At 71.0% G+C, this 21,794-nt stretch carries 20 protein-coding genes; 13 read left to right on the plus strand and 7 right to left on the minus strand.

What is annotated here, in order from left to right; translation table 11 throughout:
• From ACIPJ2_RS09810 to csrA, 12 genes are all read left to right on the plus strand, one after another.
• Positions 1-828: a motility protein A gene (locus ACIPJ2_RS09810; protein WP_402728663.1), complete on the plus strand. Its 828-nt coding sequence runs from the start codon at positions 1-3 to the stop codon at positions 826-828.
• A 2-nt stretch (positions 829-830) separates the two neighbouring features.
• A complete protein-coding gene (locus ACIPJ2_RS09815; RefSeq protein ID WP_402728664.1) occupies positions 831-1,772 on the plus strand; it encodes a flagellar motor protein MotB in 942 nt (313 codons plus the stop codon).
• Between the two features lie 68 nt (positions 1,773-1,840).
• On the plus strand, positions 1,841-2,719 hold the full coding sequence (locus ACIPJ2_RS09820) for a flagellar motor switch protein FliM (RefSeq protein WP_402728665.1): 879 nt from the start codon (positions 1,841-1,843) through the stop codon (positions 2,717-2,719).
• The gene (gene fliN / locus ACIPJ2_RS09825) at positions 2,716-3,426 is read left to right on the plus strand and encodes a flagellar motor switch protein FliN (protein WP_402728666.1); all 711 of its coding nucleotides are present in this window, start codon (positions 2,716-2,718) and stop codon (positions 3,424-3,426) included. Before ACIPJ2_RS09820 ends, fliN begins: the two co-directional genes overlap by 4 nt.
• Positions 3,427-3,432: 6 nt before the next feature.
• The gene (locus ACIPJ2_RS09830; protein WP_402728667.1) at positions 3,433-3,969 is read left to right on the plus strand and encodes a FliO/MopB family protein; all 537 of its coding nucleotides are present in this window, start codon (positions 3,433-3,435) and stop codon (positions 3,967-3,969) included.
• Positions 3,970-4,019: 50 nt separating this feature from the next.
• The gene (gene fliP, locus ACIPJ2_RS09835) at positions 4,020-4,796 is read left to right on the plus strand and encodes a flagellar type III secretion system pore protein FliP (protein ID WP_281267578.1); all 777 of its coding nucleotides are present in this window, start codon (positions 4,020-4,022) and stop codon (positions 4,794-4,796) included.
• Positions 4,796-5,071, plus strand: a complete 276-nt coding sequence (gene fliQ / locus ACIPJ2_RS09840; RefSeq protein ID WP_402728668.1) for a flagellar biosynthesis protein FliQ — start codon at positions 4,796-4,798, stop codon at positions 5,069-5,071. The genes fliP and fliQ overlap by 1 nt, the downstream gene beginning before the upstream one ends.
• On the plus strand, positions 5,071-5,832 hold the full coding sequence (locus ACIPJ2_RS09845) for a flagellar biosynthetic protein FliR (protein ID WP_402728669.1): 762 nt from the start codon (positions 5,071-5,073) through the stop codon (positions 5,830-5,832). Before fliQ ends, ACIPJ2_RS09845 begins: the two co-directional genes overlap by 1 nt.
• 2 nt (positions 5,833-5,834) lie before the next feature.
• Positions 5,835-7,025: a flagellar biosynthesis protein FlhB gene (locus ACIPJ2_RS09850; protein WP_402728670.1), complete on the plus strand. Its 1,191-nt coding sequence runs from the start codon at positions 5,835-5,837 to the stop codon at positions 7,023-7,025.
• Positions 7,022-9,076 carry a flagellar biosynthesis protein FlhA gene (locus ACIPJ2_RS09855; protein ID WP_402728671.1) on the plus strand — a complete coding sequence of 685 codons (2,055 nt, stop codon included), beginning with the start codon at positions 7,022-7,024 and terminating at the stop codon, positions 9,074-9,076. Before ACIPJ2_RS09850 ends, ACIPJ2_RS09855 begins: the two co-directional genes overlap by 4 nt.
• A complete protein-coding gene (locus tag ACIPJ2_RS09860) occupies positions 9,051-9,956 on the plus strand; it encodes a hypothetical protein (protein ID WP_402728672.1) in 906 nt (301 codons plus the stop codon). The genes ACIPJ2_RS09855 and ACIPJ2_RS09860 overlap by 26 nt, the downstream gene beginning before the upstream one ends.
• 33 nt (positions 9,957-9,989) lie before the next feature.
• Positions 9,990-10,250, plus strand: coding sequence for a carbon storage regulator CsrA (gene csrA, locus ACIPJ2_RS09865; protein WP_402728673.1), 261 nt, complete (start codon positions 9,990-9,992; stop codon positions 10,248-10,250).
• A gap of 54 nt (positions 10,251-10,304) precedes the next feature.
• Here csrA and ACIPJ2_RS09870 read toward each other — a convergent pair whose 3' ends face one another.
• From ACIPJ2_RS09870 to ACIPJ2_RS09880, 3 genes are all read right to left on the minus strand, one after another.
• A complete protein-coding gene (locus tag ACIPJ2_RS09870) occupies positions 10,305-10,898 on the minus strand; it encodes a hypothetical protein (protein ID WP_402728674.1) in 594 nt (197 codons plus the stop codon).
• Positions 10,895-11,494, minus strand: a complete 600-nt coding sequence (locus ACIPJ2_RS09875; RefSeq protein ID WP_402728675.1) for a DNA-binding protein — start codon at positions 11,492-11,494, stop codon at positions 10,895-10,897. Before ACIPJ2_RS09875 ends, ACIPJ2_RS09870 begins: the two co-directional genes overlap by 4 nt.
• A 61-nt stretch (positions 11,495-11,555) precedes the next feature.
• Positions 11,556-13,682, minus strand: coding sequence for an acyl-CoA dehydrogenase (locus tag ACIPJ2_RS09880; protein ID WP_402728676.1), 2,127 nt, complete (start codon positions 13,680-13,682; stop codon positions 11,556-11,558).
• Between the two features lie 222 nt (positions 13,683-13,904).
• On the opposite strand from ACIPJ2_RS09880, the gene ACIPJ2_RS09885 reads away from it, so the two are divergent.
• Entirely contained in the window at positions 13,905-15,374 is a 1,470-nt protein-coding gene (locus ACIPJ2_RS09885; RefSeq protein WP_402728677.1) for a peptide MFS transporter, read from the plus strand.
• 162 nt (positions 15,375-15,536) lie between these two features.
• Here the strand turns inward: ACIPJ2_RS09885 and ACIPJ2_RS09890 are convergent, their stop codons facing one another.
• From ACIPJ2_RS09890 to ACIPJ2_RS09905, 4 genes are all read right to left on the minus strand, one after another.
• Positions 15,537-15,854, minus strand: coding sequence for a hypothetical protein (locus tag ACIPJ2_RS09890; protein ID WP_281264481.1), 318 nt, complete (start codon positions 15,852-15,854; stop codon positions 15,537-15,539).
• 220 nt (positions 15,855-16,074) lie between these two features.
• Positions 16,075-19,452: an ATP-binding protein gene (locus ACIPJ2_RS09895; protein WP_402728678.1), complete on the minus strand. Its 3,378-nt coding sequence runs from the start codon at positions 19,450-19,452 to the stop codon at positions 16,075-16,077.
• Entirely contained in the window at positions 19,449-20,204 is a 756-nt protein-coding gene (locus ACIPJ2_RS09900; protein WP_402728679.1) for a DUF4194 domain-containing protein, read from the minus strand. The genes ACIPJ2_RS09895 and ACIPJ2_RS09900 overlap by 4 nt, the downstream gene beginning before the upstream one ends.
• Positions 20,201-21,715, minus strand: coding sequence for a DUF3375 family protein (locus ACIPJ2_RS09905; protein ID WP_402728680.1), 1,515 nt, complete (start codon positions 21,713-21,715; stop codon positions 20,201-20,203). The genes ACIPJ2_RS09900 and ACIPJ2_RS09905 overlap by 4 nt, the downstream gene beginning before the upstream one ends.
• Between the last annotated feature and the right edge of the window lie 79 nt (positions 21,716-21,794).

A 21,794-nucleotide genomic window follows, 5' to 3' on the forward strand; every position in this document is an offset into this window, starting at 1 on the left:
GTGGACATCGCAACGATCGTCGGGATCCTGCTCGCCTTCGGCGCACTGTTCGGCATGGTCGAGATGGAGCACGTCGAACTCGCCGGCCTGTTCCTCCCCGCGCCGATGCTGCTCGTGTTCGGCGCGACCATCGGCTGCGGCATCGCGAGCACCACGCTGAAGGACGCCATCGCGTCGTTCAAGTCGGTGCCGAAGGCGTTCACCGGCAAGGTCACCCCGCCGGCGTCGGTCATCGACGACGTCGTGGGCCTCGCCGAGGTCGCCCGCGCCAACGGCCTGCTCGCGCTCGAGCAGGAGGCCGACAAGCACTCGGACCCGTTCATGAAGAAGGCGCTGCAGAACATCGCCGACGGCACCGACGGCGACGAGCTCCGGATCCTGCTCGAGGACGAGATCGAGTCGAACGCCGCGCCGGTCCGCAGCGCGAGCTCGTTCTTCATGGGCCTCGGCGGCTTCGCCCCGACCGTCGGCATCATCGGCACCGTGGTGTCGCTGACCCACGTGCTCGCGAACCTCGGCAAGCCGGACGAGCTCGGCCCGCTGATCGCGAGCGCCTTCGTCGCGACGCTGTGGGGCCTCCTCACCGCGAACTTCCTCTGGCTGCCGATCGGCGGGAAGCTCCGCAAGCTCGCGCAGCTCGAGTCCGACCGTCAGACGCTCCTGATGGAGGGACTCCTCGCGGTGCAGGCCGGCAGCCAGCCGCGGCTGCTCGGCGAACGCCTCAAGGCGATGGTCCCGCCGGCTGCCAGGGGCGACGCCGCCGCGGCGAAGGGCAAGGGCAAGTCCGGCAAGGGCGAGTCCGTCGACGACCAGCAGCTGGCGGCCTGACGATGAGCGCGAACCCCCGTGGACGCGGTCGTGGACGGTCGAAGAAGGGCGGTCACGACGAGGCCGAGCACCCCGACGAGCGCTGGATGGCGTCCTACATGGACATGATCACCGTCCTGATGTGCATGTTCCTCGTGCTCTTCGCGATGTCGACGGTCGACCAGCAGAAGTACATCGCGCTGAAGACCTCGCTCGCCACCGGGTTCGGCGAGGTCAAGACGGACAAGATCGACACCGCGAGCGGCACCGTCGTGAAGAAGAACGAGGTCACCGACGGCAAGGGGTACTCGGTCGACAACGCGAAGGCCGACCACTCCACCGCGGCGTCTGGCAGCAAGGACACCAACACGGATCCCGCGTCGGCCGCGGTCCCGGCCGTCCCGGCGAGCGCGACCAAGCAGGACGTCGCCGCCGCGAAGCAGGAGCTCGACGACCTGAAGGCGATCGAGGCGGCGATCAAGGCCAACCTCGACAAGGCCGGGCAGACCACCAACGTGCAGTTCACCGTCGACGCCCGCGGGCTGACCGTGCGGCTGGTCGGCAGTGAGACGTACTTCGGCACCAACAGCGCCGACCTGTCCGACCAGGCGAAGGCCATCATGGACGCGATCGCACCGGTGCTGAAGACGGCGGACCACGACGTCAGCGTCGAGGGCCACGCCGACCAGCGGAACTCGACCGCCCCGTACGCGACGAACTGGGAGCTCAGTGCCGCCCGCGCCACCGGGGTCCTCCGCGACCTGGTCGAGCGCGGTGGGATGCCGGCCGACCGGATCCAGAGCGTCGGGTTCGGGTCGAGCCGGCCGCTCGCGAAGGGGAGCACCGACCAGGACCTCGCGCTGAACCGACGCGTCGACATCGTGGTGCTGTCGAACGCCGACCAGGACGTCAGCGCACTGATGCCGGCGCTGGCGAAGGCGCAGGACGGGGCGCGATCCGGCTGACGCCCTCCGGCCCCCAGAAGTGGGCACAGCACTGACGGGTGGGACGGGTCCACCCGATAGACCCACCCGTGACCGAGACCCTGCCAGCGCCCGAGGTGTACGACTTCGCGCGCCCGTCGACGCTCGCCCGCGAGCACGCGCGGGTCCTCGAGCTCGCCTTCGAGACCTTCGCCAGGCAGTGGGGCACCCAGCTGACCGCCAAGGTCCGCGTGGTCAGCCAGGTCACGTGCGAGCAGGTCCAGATGATGACGTACGACGAGTACGCCGCGTCCCTGCCGGCGCTCACGGGCATGGCGCTGCTGCCGATCGCCGACACGACCCCGAAGGGCGTGCTGCAGGTCCCGCTCGACGCCGCCCTGACGTGGGTGTCGCACGCGCTCGGCGCCTCGAAGCCGTTGCCCACGCCCGACCGCACCTTCACACCGATCGAGCAGGCCCTGGTCCGCAAGATCATCGAGGACGCCCTCGACGACCTCCGCTACTCGTTCGGCGGACTCCTCACGCACGACGTCACCGTCGGCGGGTTCCAGTACAACTCGCAGTTCGCCCAGGCCGCGCAGAAGGGCGACCTGATGATCGTGGCGTCCTTCGAGATCCGTGTCGGCGACCGCATCGCCCCCGGAACCCTCGCCCTGCCGGCCGAGGCCGTGCTCCCGCAGCTCGGCGAGGCTGCGGCCACCGTGTCGTCCGCCGACGCCCGTGTGCTCCTCGACGCCCAGCTCGCGAGCGTCCCCGTCGGCGTCTCGCTGCGCTTCGCCCCGGCCGCCGTCCTGCCGTCGCAGGTCCTGCGCCTCGCCGTCGGCGACCTGCTGCCGCTGCCGCACCCGCAGCACCGTCCCCTCACCATCGCGGTCGACGGCGAGCCCGTCGGCACCGCCGCCGTCGGCGCGAACGGCTCGCGCCTCGCCGGCATCGTCGTCACCACCACATCGGAGCTCCCCGCATGACCGCCACCACCACCCTCCACACCGGTGCCGCCGAGGCACTCGTCGCGCAGCTCCCGACGGCGGCGCCCCTCCGCGCGCTGGCACTGCCTGGAGGCTCGACCGCCTCCGTCCTGGAGGCTGCGGTCGACGGTGTGGTCGCGTCCTTCGTCGGCGGGCTGTCCGCTGACCTCGCGGTGGTCCTGACCGACCTGGACCAGATCGCCGCCGCCGGCGGCACCGACCACGGCCTCGTGGCGGTCACCGACGTGCTCCGTCCGTCGCTCGAGGCCGCGGTGTCGGCGCTCGGCGTCGGTGTCCTCGGCGAGGCCCGTCGTGAGTCCGCCGCCTCGCTGTTCGCCGACCCGGACACGGTGGTGTTCGAACTCACCGCCGGCGGGCTGCCCGGCGGCTGGTTCGGCATCCGCATCCGCGAGAACGGCACCGTCGGCGCCGCGCCGGTGCAGCACGTGTCGATCCCCGCCGGGAACCTCGGCCGGATCAACAACGTCGAGATGACGCTGACCGTCGAGATCGGTCGCACCCGGATGTCCGTCCGCGACGTGCTCGGCATGGAGCCGGGCGCCGTCGTCGAGCTCGACCGTTCTGCCGGTGCCCCGGCCGACGTGCTGCTCAACGGTCGGCTCATCGCGCACGGCGAGGTCGTCGTCGTCGACCAGGACTACGCCGTGCGCATCACGAAGATCCTCGACGTCGCCGAAAGCCTCTGACCCGACGTGGACACGCTCGTCATCACCCTCCGCGTCGCGCTCTCGCTCGGCGTCGTGCTCGCCCTGATGTGGGTGCTGCACCGCCGCGTGTCGAAGGGCCAGTTCGGCGCGGGGAAGAAGCCGCGGGGACGTCGTTCCGCCGCGGTGGAGGTCGTCGCCCGACAGGGCATCGGCGGCAAGGCGAGCGTCGTCGTCGTGGACGTCGAGGGGGAGCGCCTCGTGCTCGGCGTGACCGAGCACGGCGTCAGCCTGCTCACGAGCGGTGCGGCACCCGCACCGGAACTGACGATCGTGACCGGTCCCGTCACGCTGCCCGTGCGTCCGACCCCGTCGGCGGAGCAGTTCCGTCAGGAACTGGCCGTGCAGACGGACGCCGCCACGAGCCTCCCGTCCGACGCGGCGGAGCCGCTGCCCATGCGCCCGCGCAACCGTCGCGCCCAGCGCACGGTCGTCCCGACGTCGGCGCAGCTGCAGGGCTCGATCCTGTCCGCGGACACCTGGCGGCAGGCCGCCGCCGCCCTCCGTTCCCGGCGGGCCGGGTGACGGCCGCGCGCACCGGGCGAGTCGTCCTGCTGGTCCTGCTCGGGTTGGCGATGGTCGCCGGGTTCCTCATGCTCACCGCGACCGGCGCGCACGCGACCGGGGTCGTCCAGCCCACCGCTCCGGCCACGCCGTCCGCCCCGGCGTCGCCGTCCACCGGCGGGTTCTCCGTCAGCGTGAACGGGCCGGACGGGCAGCCGTCCTCCGCCGTCGTGACGCTCATCGGGATCACGCTGCTGAGCGTCGCCCCGGCGCTGATGCTGATGATGACGTCGTTCACGAAGATCTTCGTCGTCCTCGCGATGACCAGGAACGCGCTCGCGCTGCAGTCGATCCCGCCGAACCAGGTGCTCGCGGGCCTGGCGCTGTTCCTGTCCCTGTTCGTGATGGCGCCGGTGATCGGGCACATCAACGACGACGCGCTCCAGCCCTACCTGGCGGGGCACATCGACTTCCAGCAGGCCGTCGACATCGGCACGAAGCCGCTCCGGACGTTCATGCTGCACCAGACGCGCGAGGAGGACGTCGCGCTCATCACCCGCGCTGCCGGTCAGGACAACCCGAAGACGATGGCCGACGTGCCGATGACGACGGTCATCCCGGCGTTCATCATCTCCGAGCTCCGCAGCGCGTTCATCATCGGGTTCGTCATCTTCATCCCGTTCCTCGTCATCGACCTCGTCGTCTCCGCGGCGCTGATGTCGATGGGCATGATGATGCTCCCGCCGGTGATGATCTCGCTGCCGTTCAAGATCCTGCTCTTCGTGCTGGTCGACGGGTGGGGGCTCATCATCAAGTCGCTCATCGAGAGCTACCAGGTGGTGCACTGATGGACCAGCAAGCCGTCATCGACCTCGTCCTGCAGGCCCTCATGGTCGCGGGCAAGCTCGCCGCGCCCGTCCTCGTGACGTCGCTCGTCGTGGGCTTCGCGATCTCGCTGTTCCAGTCGGTCACCCAGATCCAGGAGGTCACGCTCTCGTTCGTCCCGAAGGCCCTGGCCGTCGCTGTCGCGCTCGTCGTCTGCGGCAACTGGATGATCTCGGAGATGGTCGCGTTCACGCACTTCGCGTTCGACCAGATCCCGAAGCTCCTCGGGGTGGGCTGATGGAACTCGCCATCGACTTCGACTCGCTCGAGGGCACCATGCTCGCTGGCGTCCGGATGATCGCGTTCTTCGTGATCGCGCCGCCGTTCTCGTACAAGGCGTTCCCCGCGACGGTCAAGGTGATCCTCGCGCTCGGCCTCGCCGTCGGCGTCGCGCCACGGGTCACCGCCGGGTACGAGTCGCTCGACACCGGGGCGTTCGTCATCGCCCTCGTGACGCAGCTCGTCGTCGGCCTGGTGCTCGGCTTCCTGGTGTACCTCGTGTTCGCGGCGGTGCAGTCCGCCGGCGCACTCATCGACCTGTTCGGCGGGTTCACGCTCGCGCAGGCGTACGACCCGCAGTCGCAGGTGAACGGGGCGCAGTTCACCCGGCTGTTCCAGATGGCCGCGCTCGCGCTGCTCTTCGCATCGGGCGGGTACCAGCTCATCGTCGCCGGACTCGTCCGGTCGTTCGACGCGGTGCCGCTCGTGGACGGGTCCTTCGCGCTCGGCGGGGTGGCGTCCGTGCTCGTCACCGCGCTGTCGCAGATGTTCCTCGCGACGCTGCAGATCGCCGGCCCGCTCGTGGTCGTCCTGTTCCTCGCCGACGTCGGCCTCGGGCTCCTGACCCGTGTGGCACCGGCGCTCAACGCCTTCCAGATGGGCTTCCCGATCAAGATCGGCCTGACCGTGATCTTCGCCGGCGCGCTCTTCATGGCGCTGCCGTCGATCGTCTCGTCGCTGACCGGTGACGCCGTGCAGGCGATCACGGGGAAGGGGTGAGCGTGTCCGACTCCGGTGAGAAGTCCGAGAAGGCCACCGCCAAGCGGATGAAGGAGGTCCACAAGAAAGGCCAGCTCGGCCGTTCCCAGGACCTCGGCGCGTGGATCGGCATCGCCGTCGCCGCGCTCATGGTGCCGGCGACCATCGGCAAGGCAGCCGCAGCCGGGCAGGCGCAGATGGACGCCGTGCGCGTCGTCATCGCCGACCCGACGATCGGCACGATGCGCGGGGTGTTCGACGAGGCGATGGGCTCGCTCGCGGCGACGCTCGGCCCGATGCTCCTCGTGGTGCTCGTCGGCGTCACAGCGGCCGCCGTCGCACAGGGCGGCGTGCACTTCCGTTCCCTGGCCCCGACGCCCGAGCACTTCGACCCCGTGCAGGGCATCAAGCGGGTGTTCGGGACCCAGGCGCTCTGGAACGGCGTGAAGGCCCTCGTGAAGACCGCGGTCGTCGGCCTCGTGCTCTGGTTCGCCGTCCAGGGGCTCGTCCCCGTGCTCATGACAAGCGGATCGCTGCCCCTGTCCGCCGTGCTCTCCGCCGCCGGTGAGGGCGCGGGGACCCTGTTGCGCGCCGCCATCGCCGCCGGGCTGGTGCTCGCAGCGCTCGACGTGTTCGTCGTGATCCGCCGGAACCGGAAACGCACCATGATGACCAAGCGCGAGGTCAAGGACGAGAACAAGACCGCAGAAGGCGACCCGCTCGTCAAGGGCCAGCGGCGATCCCGGCAGCTCGCGATGAGCCGGAACCGGATGATCCAGTCCATCGGCACCGCGGACGTCGTGATGACGAACCCGACGCACTACGCCGTCGCGCTCAGGTACGAGCCGGGCAAGTCCGCGCCACGCGTCGTCGCGAAGGGCGCGGGTCCCGTCGCGTCGCTCATCCGCGACCGAGCGCTGGAGGCCAGGGTGCCGATCGTCCGCGACGTCCCGCTGACCCGTGCCCTGCACGCGGCGTGCGAGCTCGGGCAGGAGGTCCCCGTCGACCTCTACACGCCGGTCGCCCGGGTGCTCTCCTTCGTGATGGCGCTCAAGGCCAAGGGCGCCGCCGCCGGGACGCACGCACCACCGCGGCCGACGACGCCGGACGAGGTCGCCACCGTCCTCGACCCGGCGACCCTGACCGGGGACCTCCGCCCCCGCAAGCTCCGCACGCCCCGCACGAACCCGTCTCCCGAAGAGGTGCCAGCATGAACCGCAAGGACCTGCCGAAGCTCGCCGTCCCGGTCTTCATCGTCGGCATCATCCTGCTGCTGATCCTGCCGGTGCCGTCCTTCCTGCTGGACTTCCTGATCATCTGCAACATCCTGCTGGCGCTGGTGATCCTGCTCACGACGCTGTTCGTGAAGAAGCCGCTCGACTTCTCGGTGTTCCCGTCGCTGCTCCTCGTCGCCACGCTGTTCCGGCTCGGGCTCAACGTCGCGTCGACCCGGCTCGTGCTCGGCGAGGGCTTCGCCGGCGACGTGATCCAGGCGTTCGGTCACGTGGCGGTCTCCGGCTCGATCATCATCGGCGCGGTGATCTTCCTGATCCTCGTCGTCATCCAGTTCGTCGTCGTGACGAAGGGCGCCGAGCGCGTCGCCGAGGTCGGGGCACGCTTCACCCTCGACGCGATGCCCGGCAAGCAGATGGCGATCGACGCCGATCTGAACGCCGGCCTCATCACCGACGTGCAGGCGAAGGAGCGTCGCGCCGCGGTCTCCGCCGAGGCCGACTTCTACGGCGCGATGGACGGTGCGTCGAAGTTCGTCAAGGGCGACGCGATCGCCGGCATCCTCATCATCGTCATCAACCTGATCGGCGGCATCGCGATCGGGATGCTGCAGAACGGCCTCTCGATCACGGACGCGCTGTCGAAGTACGGCATCCTGACGATCGGCGACGGGCTCGTCACGCAGATCCCCGCGCTCCTGATGGCCGTCTCGACCGGCATGATCGTGACCAGGTCCGGTGCCGAGTCCGAGATGGGCTCGTCGGCTGCGACGCAGCTCGGACAGTCCAGGAACGCGCTCATGATCGCCGGTGTGGCAGCGATCGCGATGGGGTTCATCCCCGGCATGCCGATCCTGCCGTTCCTGCTCGTCGGTGCGACGCTCCTCTTCACGGGCTGGCGCATCGGGCGGAACGCCGCCCGCGCCGAACAGCTGGCGGAGCAGCAGCAGGCACTCGAAGCCGCTGCACCCGCCGGCGACTCCCCGGAGGACCTCGTCGAGCAGATGCGCGTGCACGCCCTCGAGATCCTGCTGGCGCCCGACCTCGTCGACATGGTGTCCGGCGCGTCGGACGACCTGCTCGGCCGGGTCCGGGCACTCCGCCGGAAGATCGCGATGGACATGGGCGTCGTGGTGCCGCCGGTCCGCACCCGGGACAGCATCGATCTGCCGCCGTCGACGTACGCGATCCGGATCGCCGGCGTCGAGGCCGGTCGTGGCACGGCTCCGGCACGCAGCGTCCTGGCGCTCGGCGACCAGCTCGACGGGCTCCCGGGAGACGCCACCGTCGAGCCGGTGTTCGGGCTCGCCGGCAAATGGGTCCCCGCCGAGCTCCGGCACGCCGCGGAGATGACCGGCGCCACCGTGATCGACCGTGTCTCCGTCCTCGTCACCCACCTGCAGGCGGTCATCGGAGACAACGCCGCGCGCCTGCTCACCCGCGAGGACGTCAAGGTCCTCACGGAGGGCGTCAAGCAGGTCAACCCCGCCGCGGTCGAGGAACTCGTGCCGGGCATGCTCTCGATGGCCGAGCTCCAGCGCGTCCTGCAGGGGCTGCTCGTCGAGCGCGTCCCGATCAACGACCTCGGCCGGATCTGCGAGGCGCTGACCCTCCGGGCGAAGGTCTCGACCGACCCGGAGGGGCTCGTCGAGGCCGCTCGTGCCGCGCTCGGCCCGGCGCTGCCTGCACGCCACCTCGAGGAAGGCGTGCTCCGCGTCATCATGATCGACCCGCTGCTCGAGCAGTCGATGCTCGAGGGGCTCCGGCCGTCCGAGCAGGGGACCCAGATCGTCCTCGACGCGCACCGCATCGAGCAGGTCCTGGGCTCCGTGCGCGACGCCGTCCGGAACGTCGAGGAGCAGGGCCTCTCCGCCGTGCTCGTCTGCGCACCGCAGCTCCGCCCGGCCGTGCACCGGATGGTGTCCGCGCAGTCGAACGGCCTGCCCGTGCTCTCCTACCAGGAGGCCACGGCAGCGGGATCCACCATCGAGACCGTGGGAGTGGTCCGTGCCGCCGACCCGATTGCAGCGTAGCGCCGCGACGCTCGACGACGTCCGCGACGCCGTCCGCGCCGAGTTCGGCCCCGCCGCCAGGATCGTCTCGGCCGAGAAGGTCACGAGCGGCGGGATCGGCGGGCTGTTCCGCCGTGCGCACGTGGAGGCGACCGTCGAGGTGCTCGACACCACCGACGTGCCGACGGCGCGGGTCGCGATCGCCGACGGTCCGGCGGTGCGCGTCGGGATCGCCGCCCTGCTGGCCGACGCCGACGAGGCCGAGGCCCGCATCGCCGCCGCCGACGGCACGTCGTCGACGCGTGCCGACGCGTTCGCGTCGGTGCTCGACGGCTTCGTCGCCGACGGGATCGCACCCGGCCCCGTGGCGGGCGCGGGTGGTCCCGTGGGCGCCGATCCGAGCCTCCAGACCGGTGCTGCGGTGATGCCGGGAGGCCCGTCCACCGTCACCGACGTCGACGCGGCCGCGTCGCGACGCGTCCTGGCCGCGGGGCGGCCGTCGGTGCCGGCCGTGCTGTCGGCCGACGGTGACCTCGTCGTGCTCGTCGGCCGCGCCGGGGACGTCGACGCCGCCGCCGGGCTGTTCGCGGCGCGGCACGACCTGCGCCCGACGGACGCCAGCGATCGCCGGGGCGGGATCCTCGCCAGGGCCGACGGCGTCCGCGAGGGGTACGCGCTGCTCGGTGTCGCGACGTGGGACGACCGCCGCACGCTCGACGGTCTCGTGCCCGACCAGGTGTGGGTCGTCGTCGACGCCGGGCGGAAGACCGAGGACAGCCGCGCCATGGTGTCGGCGGTGGCGTCCGCGGTGACCGTGGCCGGTGTGCTGTCGATCGGGGCGTCCGAGACCGCGACGCCGGACTCCGTGCACGAACTCGGCCTGCCGGTCCGCGTGCTCTGACGGATTGCTTCCGGCGGTCGCTAGGCTGTCCGGGTGCTGGTACTCACGCGGAAGGTCGGCGAGCGGATCCTCATCGGGGACGACATCGTCATCACGGTGCTCGACTCCCGCGGCGACGGCGTGCGCATCGGGATCGATGCGCCCCGCGGCGTCAAGATCCAGCGCGAAGAGGTCGTCCGTGCCGTGGCCGAGGCCAACGTCGAGGCGACGCGGACCGCGTCCGACGATGCCGAGGCGCGACTGCGCGAGGCACTCGGCGGCGGAGCCGGTCCGTCCTCTCCGTCCTCGGACTGAGGGTCACCTCGGACTGAGGGCCACCTCGGACTGAGGGCCACCTCGGACTGAGGGTCAGCGGAGCAGGACCGCCGCCGCTGCCGCGCCGGCCCAGAGCATGCTCGTCAGGGTGCCGACGATGAAGCGCTCGCGCGCCTCGGCACTGTCGAGCTCGGAGAACCTGCCGAGCCCCTTGATCGCGATCACCGCCGCGATGAGCTCCAGGTGACCGATCGCGGCCGCGCCGATCACGGCGAAGCGCTCGAGGTCCCCGATGGCGGCACCACCGCGGAGGACCTCCTTCGTCGTCGGCGTCGCTCCCGTCGCGGTGGCACCGCGCGCGGCGGGACCGCTCGACGCGACCACGAGGATGCCGCCGTGCGTCCCAGCGGGGATCGTGGTCCGCGTCGAGAGCCGGAGCGCGGCGTTCGTGACGGCGCTGCCCGCGACGATGCCGAGGAGCGCGACGCTCAACCCGGCGAGGGTGCCGAGGACGGTGGACGGCGGCTCCGGCCGGACGTCGAACGCCGTGAGGGCGAGTGCGCCGAGCACGATGACCGCGGCGGGGACCGCGCGGACCACGGGGCCGAGCCGGGGGAGCACGGAGAACACGGCGGCCGCGAGGGTGACGACCACGAAGCCGACCCAGGCTGCTTCCACGCCGATCATGCCGGCTCGTCCGCGTCCGCGAGCAGCCGGACGAGGGCCGCGTGCAGGACGTCCTCGTCGCGCAGGTCTGCGGCGGCGAACCGCTTCGCGACCGCCTGGGGGGTGATGCCGAGCTCCTCGGCGGCATCGGGACGCGAGACCCCCTGCGCGAGCAGGTCGGCCAGCTGCCAGCCCTCCGGTGATCGTCGGGCACGGAGCCGCACGGTCTGTCGGAGGATCGGCTCCACGTCGTTCCCCCGCAATCGCCGATCCGGGTCGATCTCGACCGCGAGGTGCTCGGGGTTGCGCTTCGCCCGCTCCACGGCGTCGCGTGCGCGGATGAACGCGGAACCGGAGGCGGCCCGGGTGGAGGCGGGCAGTGGCTCGTCCACGTCGCCGATGCCGATCCCGATGCTCCACCCGCCGGTTCGGGTCAGGCGCAGCAGCGCGTCGAGGGTGGTCTCCGGCGAGCTCGTCAGCAGCTGGAACTCGTCACCTGCGGTGCGTTCGGGTGCGAGCACGACGTCGTCGAGCGCGCCGAGGAGTTCGCGCATGGTCCCCTCGACGCGGTCGTCGCCGTTCCGACTGTCGACCTGATCGACGGTGAGTGCGTACATGGCCACCTCCGCGATCAACCATACAAGGTTGATAATGCCGAAATCAACCCGCTGAGGTTGATCACGGACGCGGCTTCTTCTCCTGCTCCGGCAGCCGTCCCGCGGCGCGCTCTGCGGCGAACCACGCACGGGCCTCGTCCTGGCGCCGCTGCTCCGCGCCGAGGGCGATCGGCGCGCGGACGTGCTCCGGCTCGTAGCCGAACGACTCGATGAGCTGGGGGACCAGCGGACGGATCCGGGCGATGAGCCGGTCGATGGACGCCGACACCGCACGGGCACGCTGTGCGGACAGCCGTCCGTGCAGCAGGTACCACTCGAGGTGCTGTTCGAGCAGCCCGAGCGCGAACAGGTCGCGGAGCCAGACCAGCGCGCGGCGCGTGTCGCCGACCGGCACCTCCTCGATGGCGTCGGTGAACGCCTCCCACTGCATGAGTTCCGCGTGCGCCTTGGACGCCTCGATGAGCTCGTGCTGCGACCGGTTGAGGAGCAGGGCCTGCCGTGCGCGGTCCTTGCCCGCGGTGTTCAGACGCATGCCGATCTCGGCGACCATCGTGTCCACGCGACCGCTGAGCAGGTCGCGCTGCGTCGCGGGGTCACGGAGGTCGGCCACGCTGGCGGCGAGCGACCCGCGGTCCTTCGCGGTCTGCCCGAGGCGACGGATGCCGCTCGCGTCAGCGAGCTTCGTACCGACCTGGGCGGCGACGAACTTCGCGGTCGAGGCGGCGTCGCGGGGCGCCTGCTTGCGGAACTCGGTGAGGAGCCGCTTGCCGACGAGCTGGAGGAGCACGGTGTTGTCGCCCTCGAACGTCACGTAGACGTCGAGGTCGGCGCGGAGGCTCGTGAGCCGGTTCTCGGCGAGGAAGCCGGCACCGCCGCACGCCTCGCGGCACTCCTGCAGGGTGTCGAGCGCGTACCAGGTCGACATCGACTTGAAGGCGGCCGCCTCGGTCTCCAGGTCCTCGCGGCGCTCCGGGGTGTCCAGTCGGCCGCTGAACACGTCGTCGAAGGTACGCAGGAGCTTCTCGTGCGCGAACGACTGTGCGAACACCGTCGCGAGTCGGGGGATGAGCCGGCGCTGGTGGCGTCCGTAGTCGAGCAGGACGCCCTCCTCGCCGCCGCCGGTGGGGAACTGCCGGCGCTGCATCGCGTAGGTCAGGGCGATCTGCAGACCGATCTTCTGCGCCACCACCGCTGCGCCGTCGAGCGAGACACGGCCCTGCACGAGGGTGCCGAGCATCGTGAAGAACCGACGACCGGGAGACTCGATCGGCGACGAGTACGTGCCGTCCTCGGCGACGTCGCCGTAGCGGTTCAGCAGGTTCGTGCGGGGGACCCGGACGTGGTCGAAGTGCAGTCGGCCGTTGTCGATGCCGTTCAGCCCGCCCTTGACGCCGTCGTCCTCGCCGCCGACACCCGGCAGGAACTCGCCGTCGTCGTCGCGGAGCGGCACGTAGAAGGCGTGCACGCCGTGGTCGACGCCCTGGGTGACGAGCTTCGCGAACACGACGGCTGCCTTGCCGTGCAGCGCGGCGTTGCCGATGTAGTCCTTCCACGCACCGCGGAACGGCGTGTGGACGACGAACTCCTGCGTGTCCGCGTCGTACGTCGCCGTCGTCGCGATGTTCTGCACGTCGGAGCCGTGGCCGGTCTCCGTCATGGCGAAGCACCCGGGCACGTCGAACCCGATGATGCCGGGGAGGAACTCGCGGTGGTTCCGCTCGGTGCCGAGGTGGTGGACCGCGGAGCCGAACAGCCCCCACTGCACGCCAGCCTTGATCTGGAGCGACGGGTCCGCGGTCGTCAGCTCCTCGAAGGCCGCGAGGTTGCCGCCGTGGTTGTCCTGGCCGCCGAGCTCCGGCGGGTAGGGGCGTTGGATGGCGCCGTTCTCCTGCAGGATGCGGAGCTGGTCGAACGCGCGGGCACGGTGTTCAGCGATCGTGAGCCCCTCGACCTTGTGCAGGGCGGGATCGCGGACCAGACGGCGGGAGATGCGGCGGTCCTCGGCCCAGCGGCCGAGCAGGTGCTCCGCGAGCAGGTCGACGTCGATGCGCACGTCCGTGTCGGTCCCGACCTCCGGGGTACCGGCTGCCGGGTCTCCGGTGGCGTCGGCCTTCGGGATCCCTGCGCTGCCGGTGCTGCCTGCGCTGCCGGTGCTGCCGGTGTTCCTGACGGGTGCGGTGTCGACCATCCTGCGCTCTCCTGAACTGCTCTGTCCTCGTGCTGCCGGTGTTGCTGTTCCAACCTAGGCACCCACGCCGAGTGCCGCACGAGAGCCGTGCGCGGCCGACAACGCGGCGCAGGTGACGGAGCGGCGGGGTGGTGGGAACCCTCCAATCGCATCGCAACCGCGTGCTCTGAGGACCACTCGACGATTGGGCGCGTCCCCCGGATGCGGGGCAGACTGGCCGCCATGTCAGGCACCTCCGCCCCCGGGCACGACACGCAGCAGCGCAAACGGACGTTCTTCGGTCAGCCCTTCGAACTGTCCACACCGTTCGCGGTCGAACTCTGGGAGCGGTTCTCGTTCTACGGGATGCAGGGCATCGTCCTCATCTACATGTACTACACCGTCTCGCGGGGCGGCCTGGGCATCGACGAGCACGTCGCGGCCGGGATCATGGGGGCCTACGGCGGCGCCGTGTACCTCTTCACCATCATCGGGGCGTGGATCGCCGACCGCTTGATCGGAGCGGACCGGACGCTGTTCGCCAGCGCGATCGTCGTGATGTGCGGACACATCGCCCTGGCCGTGCTGCCAGGCGTCACCGGCGTGGGCGTCGGTCTGGTGCTCATCGCGCTCGGGTCCGGCGGACTCAAGGCCACGGCGACCACCATCGTCGGCGGGCTGTACTCGAAGGAGGACCCGCGTCGCGACGCCGGGTTCTCGCTGTACTACCTCGGCGTCAACATCGGCGCGTTCTTCGGTCCGATCCTCACCGGCCTGCTGCAGTCGTCGCTCGGGTTCCACTTCGGGTTCGGTCTGGCCGCCGTCGGCATGGCAGCCGGCCTGATCCAGTACGGCATCCGCCGCGGCAAGCTGCCCGACAGCGTCCGGCACGTCACGAACCCACTCGAGAAGCGCCGCTACCCGATGGTCGGGGTGCTCGTGCTCGTCGGCCTCGCGATCGTCGTCGTGGCCGTCCTGACGGGGCTGCTCAACGTCGACAACCTGCCGCTCGTCGTGGTCGGGATCGTCATCGCCGCCACGATCGTCTACTTCGTCGTGATCCTGTCGAGCGGGCTGACGAAGGACGAGCGCTCCCGGGTGTTCGCCTTCATCCCGCTGTTCATCGGCAGCGCCGTGTTCTGGTCGCTCTACCAGCAGCAGTTCACCGTCGTGACGATCTACTCCGACCAGCGCCTCGACCGGAGCATCTTCGGGTGGGAGATGCCGGTGTCGTGGGTGCAGTCGATCAACCCGATCATGATCATCGTCCTGTCCGGCGTCTTCGCGGCGATGTGGACCAAGCTGGGCGACCGCCAGCCGTCCACCCCGACGAAGTTCGCGCTCGGCACCGGGATCATGGGCGTCGCGTTCCTCCTCTTCCTGCCCTTCGTCGGCACCGGGCGGAACGGCACGCCCGTGCTCGTACTCGTCGGCATCCTGCTCGTCTTCACGATCGCCGAGCTCCTGCTGTCGCCGATCGGGCAGTCCGTCGCGACGAAGCTCGCACCGCCGAAGTTCCAGACGCAGATGGTCGCGCTGTTCTTCCTGTCCGTGTCGCTCGGCACGGCCGTCACCGGTGTGCTGTCGAAGTACTACGACCCGGAGCACGAGGCGCCGTACTTCGCGATCCTCGGCCTCGTCGCCGTCGCGGTCGGTGTGCTGCTCCTCGTGTCCGCCCGCCCGGTGCTCCGCCTGATGCGCGGGATCCGATAGCCTGGACGTGGCCACAGCGACGCGCTGGACAACGGCCCCCTGAACGAGGAGAGATCACATGCTGGAGCTCGTCGGAGCAGTCGTCATCGGCATCGGCGTCGTCGGTGGTGTGTTCACGTGCATGGCCATCAGCGCCATGATGAAGAGCGGTTCCGAGGAGTACTAGGCCTCCACCGGCACCAGCTGACGACTCAGGACGGTCGCGCGCTCGAAGGGGCCGCGGCCGTCCTTCGTGTACACGGGCTCGTCGAACGCGACGGTCCACGACAGGGGCTCGCCGACACCGGGGTACCCGACGATCTGGTTGCCGCCCGGCGCGACGATGAGGCCGATCGGTTCCGGGCTCCCGTCCGCCTCGACCCACTGCTCGCCGCCCTCGGTGGTGTCCACCACGCGGACGAGTGCCCCGATCCCGAGCCCGGCCCCGCGGCCGCCGTCGGAGTCGCCGTCGCTCGGTCGCCGCTTCCGGTTCCACATCACGCCGTCACCGTACCGTGCCACCCCCGGACGGCACCTGCAGGTGCGTGCTGCCCGCACCCGCCTGCCCGCCCGCCCGCCTCGAGTGGCCGCAACACCCCGTGCGCGGTGCGCCGAGTGGTCACGAAGTGTTGCCCGCGGCGCTTCGTTCCGACGGGATGCGACCGCTCGGCAGCGGTGAGCGGGGTGTCGTGACCGGTCGACGCACCTGGCCGCGGCGGGCTCAGGACGCAGACGGGACGCGCACGATCTCGGTGATGGACGAGTGGCCGGTCTCCGGGTGCTTGCGCATCGACAGCAGCCGCTCCATCGAGGGCTCCAGCGCCGTGACCTTGTCGAGCGGCGCACTGACCACGAGCTGGAACCCGAGCCGGAGCCACGCCGTCACGGCACGCCCGGCGAACTCCGAGTCCGCCTTGATGAACGCCTCGTCGAGGAACACCGGTGCGAACCGGGGTCGGGGACGGGTCTCGTCGCCGAGCTGGTACCGGAGCGCAGCCCCCACGATGAACGCGACGAGCTCCTGCGTCTCACCGCCGGACTTGTCGCCGAGCGAGGAGTAGACGCCGAGGTCGTTGCCGTCGGTGTCGTACCGCACGGCCGTGATCTCCATGTGCCGACGGACGTCGAGCACGGCATCGCGCTGGGTCGTCCGTCCTCGCGGCGCATCCGCGTCGACGCGGATGACCGCCATGAAGCGCCGGAGCCGCCGGAACCGGGTCTCGAGCACGTCGTCGGTGAGCTCGGCGTCGACCGAGGCCGACAGCGCACGGAGCTCGCGACGGAACTGCGAGACGTCCTCGCGCGTGACCCGGCGGATGACGATCTTCAGGCGGTCCCGGTTCGCACCGAACGGCAGGTCGCGGAGGATCTCGTTGACCGGCTCCAGCCGCTCCTCGATCTCGACGACCGCACGGTCGAACGCCCCGGCGAGCGGGACCAGGTCCTCGCCACTCCACTGCGACAGGCGTCGACGCCACTCGCTGCGCCGCGCGTGCAGCCCCGTTGCCACGATCTGGTCGAGGATCGCGCGGTAGTCGGGGTACGACGCGACGCCGGTGCCGAGGTTCGGGTCGTGCCACGCGTCCTGGTAGCGCTGGAAGGTCAGCGTCATGGCGTTGGACGCCGACGCCGCCCCGTCGAGGGCCTGCGAGAGTCGTTCCTCGAGTCGTCGGCGCAGTCGTTTCGTCGCGTCGTCGAACCCGTCGACGGTGTCCGGTGCGCCGACCTCCTCGAACGTCTCCTCGAGCAGGTGTGCCTGTTCCTCGTCCGGCACCGCGGTCGGCGTGGACTCGAACCGCTCGAGGATCTCGGCGGCGGCGTCCTGCCCGTCGACGAGCACCGCGTGGCGCTCCTCGAGCCGTGTGACCGTGAGCCGCGCGGCCGATCGACGGTCGGAGGCCTCGTCGAGGGCCGCACGCAGCTTCGCGACCGACGCCCGGAGCGTCCGCAGCCCGTCGTCGGCGGCGAGCACGGCCTCCCGTTCCTCGGCCAGGCGCGTCAGCGACGCGTCGACCCCGGCGACGTCGATGCTCTCCCACGTCGTGTCGACCCGGTGCTGGTGGGCGGCGCGAAGGGCCTCGAGTGCCGCGATGTCCTGCGCGACGTCGGTCCGGCGGGCCTCGAGCGTGGTGAGGTCCTCGGCGATGGAGGCGAGTTCGGTCTCGACGGCGACGACGCGGGCCTCGTTCGTGAAGCCGATGACGTTCGCCTGGCGGCGGTCGCCGTGCGCGCCACGTCGGCCGTCGCGGAGCTGCCCTGATTCGGTCACGCGGCGGCCGCCACCACCCAGCTCGGCGGCGGAGGACACGCAGCGGGCGTCGATCCGGTCGGACTCGATGCGCGAGCGGACCCACGTGCTGAAGGGGGAGTCCTTGATCGCGAGCTTGCCGGACACCATGGACCGGTCGCCGTCGAGGTCCAGGTGCGGACCGGACGGGACGCCCTCGAACTGCACCCGCACCCCGATGCGCAGCGAGTCGATCGCGGCGCTGAAGGAGTCGAGCTGGTCCTGGTCGACGAGCAGCGTGCGGGCGACGGGCGCGAGCACCGACTCGATCGCCGTGCGCCATCGTTCCTCACCGGGGAGGACGTCGAGCAGCTCGGCGACGAACGGCAGCGACGACGGGTCGATGCCGGCGGCGTTCGCCATCGCCACCCGTGCCTCGTGCATCGGCAGCGGCATCGCGCCCTGCCGGTGTTCGAGCGACTGGCGCTCCTGGCGCAGCGACCGCTCACGGTCGAGGAGCGGGTACTCCTCCCGCGTCAGGGCGTCCCGACGCTCGTCGAGCGCTGCGCGGGTGGCACCGAACGTGCCGAGGAACTCGTGCGAGTCCCGCTGGGCCGTGCCGAAGGCGGTCTCGGTCGTCGGCACCTCCCCGAGCAGCGCCGTCCGCGATTCGAAGGCCTCGCGCGCACGGAGCACGACCTCGCGCTCACGCGTGCCGCGGTCGATGCGGTCCTCGAGCTGGGCGAGGGCGTTGCCGCCGGAGTCCCGGAGTCGAGCCTCGGCCTCCCGCAGCTCGATCTCGACCGCGGCGTGGCGAGCGGATGCCGCCTCGACCTCGGCTCGTGCGACGGTCCGGGCGCGCGAGTTGCGCGAGACCTCGTCGTCGAGCAGCGCACGCTTCCTGGTGGCCGTCCAGTGCGCGAACGGCGACACCTCGGACCCGGTGGCGATGCCGTCGAGGGCCTCGGCGGCGGCGCGGGACCGCTCGATCTCCAGGTGCAGCTCGGTGATGGGGGAGAGGATCGCGACCTTGCGCTCTTCGGTGTCCATCGCCTCGTACGCCTCGTCGAGCGCGGCGAAGTGGGCGAGCGCCCGGTCGGCGGCCTCGTACGTGCCGGGGGTCTCGAGCACGAGCGACTTGTACAGCGAGTCGACCGTCGGCATGTGCTGCCCGGCCTGGATGCGGGCGAGGAGCCGCATCGCCCGGTTCCCGCCGCCGGAGTCGCCGATCCCGAGTCGCGTCTGCAGCGTGTACGCGAGCTCCTGGTAGGTGTCGCGGATGACGAGCCCCGGGACGCGTCCGGTGAGCTCGAGGTGGCTGAACCGGGACGGCACGAAGTCCTCGAGCCGACGCAGGTCGAAGTCGTCGTCCACGGTCGCCATGGTCATCTGGATGTCGCCGACACCACGGGCACGCATCGGCACGATGTACGCGCGCAGCACCGTGAACTGCCGCTCGTCGTCGTTCCGGAACGTGACGGCGACCGCACCCCACGTCGCCGTCTCGTCACCGCGGAGGTTCACGTCGCGGAGCGCCCCGGACTCCGGGTCTCGCCGGGAGTCGACCTTGCCGCGCAGGTACGTCAGCAGGTTGCGCTGGTCCGCACTCCGCGCCCGTCCGGTGGTCGCGTCGTTCGAGGCGCCGTTGAACGGCACGTCGGACGGCATCATCACGGCCAGGTACGCGTCCATGAGGGTCGACTTGCCGGTTCCCGATGCGCCGGAGATGAGCGTCGCGGCACCGGACAGCTCGACCCGGCGGTGGCCGTGGAAGCCGCCCCAGTTGACGACCTGCATGGACTCGGCGCGCCACTGCGCGACGGTGTCGAAGAGCGCCGGCATGCCGGCGGTGTCCATCCGGAAGTCGGTCACGATTCGTCCTCGTCTTCCGTCTCGTCGCTGTCGGTCTGGAGGCTCGGCTCGTCGCCGTCATCCGGCCCACGTTCTGCGGTGGTCACGTTGGCCAGCCACTGATCGAGTTCCAGGAGTCGCTCCAGCGGGAGCAGGACCTCGACCACGCTCGCGATGCGGAAGCGGTCGGGGTCGCTCGTCTTGAGGAGCACCCGTGCGGTCACGAGGCGGTCGATGGCCTTCGCGACCCGGCCCTCGTCGCGCGTCCTGTCGGTCGCGGTGGCGGGCCGGAACCCGGCGACGTGCCCGAGGATCTCCGACCGGTCGACGACGACCTGGTCGGGCCCCGGTCGGGCGTCGGCGCGGAGTCGCATGCGGAGGTAGACGAGGACGATCGTCTCCTCGCGCGTGTACGGGACGTCCCGGAGCAGCGTCGGGAAGCCGCGACGCTGGCTCTCCGACCGGGCCTGGCGCTTCCACGCGACCTCGCGGTCCCGGTCGACGTGCAGTTCGAGGAACAGGTCGTTCAGCCGGGACCGGAGCTGGTACTCGGCGTCGAGGACCGCGCGCCACTCGTCCGCGTGTGTGCGCGCGCTGATGTACGAGTGCCGGAGCAGCGCGACGAAGGCGCGACGCTGGAGCTCGTCGAGCCGGCCCTCGTCGCCCTCGAAGAGGGCGAAGCTGGACTCGTCACGCTCGTCGTCGTGCTCCACGGGAGTGGGGTCGTCGTACTCGTCCGTCTCGTCGACGGGAGCTGACGTCGTGTCGGTCACCGAGCCTCCAGGGTGGTGTCGTCGTCTGCGGACGGATCCCGCGGGGTCAACGCGGCCGTCGGCATGGTGAAGGCGACCGCCGTGCCGTCCGGGCGCACGGTCTCGTGCGCGACGGCTGCGGCTGCGGTCTCGAAGTCGTCCCGACCGGTCAGCAGGTGCGCCAGACCGAACAGCTCGACGGGACGCCGCTGCTCAGGGGGGAGCTCGTGGAACGCGCCGTCGCTGGTGGCCGCGGTGCTGAACCGCAGTGCCGCGCGGAGTTCGGTGAGGAGCGGGCCGCCGTGACGTCGGAGGGAGTCGACGTCGATCTCGTCGAAGACGTCGTCGTCCGGTTCCTCGATGGGCGGCGGGACGGCCTCGGTGTCCGGGTCGTAGAAGCGCTCGCGCAGGGTGCCGATCTCGGCGACCGGCGGCAGGAGCTCGAGGGGGAGGGTGCCGCGGGTGCTGCCGTCGCCCATCAGCGTCGCGAGCCGTCGGTTCACGCTCCGCAGGACCGCGTCGAGCTCGCGGTCACGGACGACGTCGTGCGCGACGATCTGGTCGCGCAGCGTCCCGGTGAGCAGGCGACGCTGGGCGAGGACGTCCTCGATGCCCTGCCGGAGGATGCTCACGGTGTTGCGGAAGGCCCGGCGCTCCGCGGCGTTGAGGGACTCGGCGAACGGGTGCTCGAGGATCGTCGCGATGTCGTCGCGGAGGCGCAGGAGCAGTGCGTCGTCGCGGAGGAGCTCGAAGGCACCCTCGAACGCCCGGCCCTCCGGCGTGGCCTCCATGAGCGTGTCCGTGCGTGCGAGGTAGTCGTCGAGGATCTCGCCGATCGGACGGACCTCGTTCCGGAAGTCCTCGACGATCTCGCGGTGCATCGACGCGACGGCTTCCTCGACGCGCTTGAAGTCGCTCGGGAGCTGGCGGATGAGGTCGGTGATGTTCGTGTAGCCGTCGCGCATCCGGTCGTCGTCGACGGTGGTCGGGGCGTCACCCGTCGCCAGCCGGTCGCGCTCTGCCTGGAGTTCAGCGATCTGTGCGTCGATGCGGCGGATCTGCACGTCGGGGTCCGGCTCCGCCCTGGCGGCCCACCGGTGCACCGCGTCGACGATCATCGCCAGACGGCTCTCGCTGATCAGGGCCCGGTCGGCGGACAGGGCGTCGACGAGGCTCAGTGCTTCGAGGGCGTGGCTCGTGAGGGAGTACTGCTCGTCGCCGTCGGGGGAGTTCGACCGCACGAGCCACTGCGCCGCGACCCATTCACGGCAGAGGGCTCGGCCGTTCGGGCGCTTGTCGTCGTCCTGCGGGTTCTCGCTCGCCGGGACCCTGGCGCCGGTCGCCTGCAGTCGTGCGACGTGCTCCTCGACCTGCAGGTGCATCCGGTCGGCGGGGACGTACTGCACGTCGCGGTCGAACACCGTGCGGAACACCGCGAGCACGACGGCGCTCGTCGGGCGGGACATGAGGCGCAGCGTCGGGCGGTCGAGCACCGCGCGCACGCGTGCGTACTCGAGGTCGACGTCGGTCATGCTGCCCTTGCTCTGGTGATCGGTCGTGTCCGGTTGGGGGACGAAAAGAGCCCGACGCGGTTGCGTCGGGCTCTCTTGG

The sequence above is a fragment of the Curtobacterium sp. NPDC090217 genome, assembly GCF_044746705.1.
Taxonomy (GTDB): domain Bacteria; phylum Actinomycetota; class Actinomycetes; order Actinomycetales; family Microbacteriaceae; genus Curtobacterium.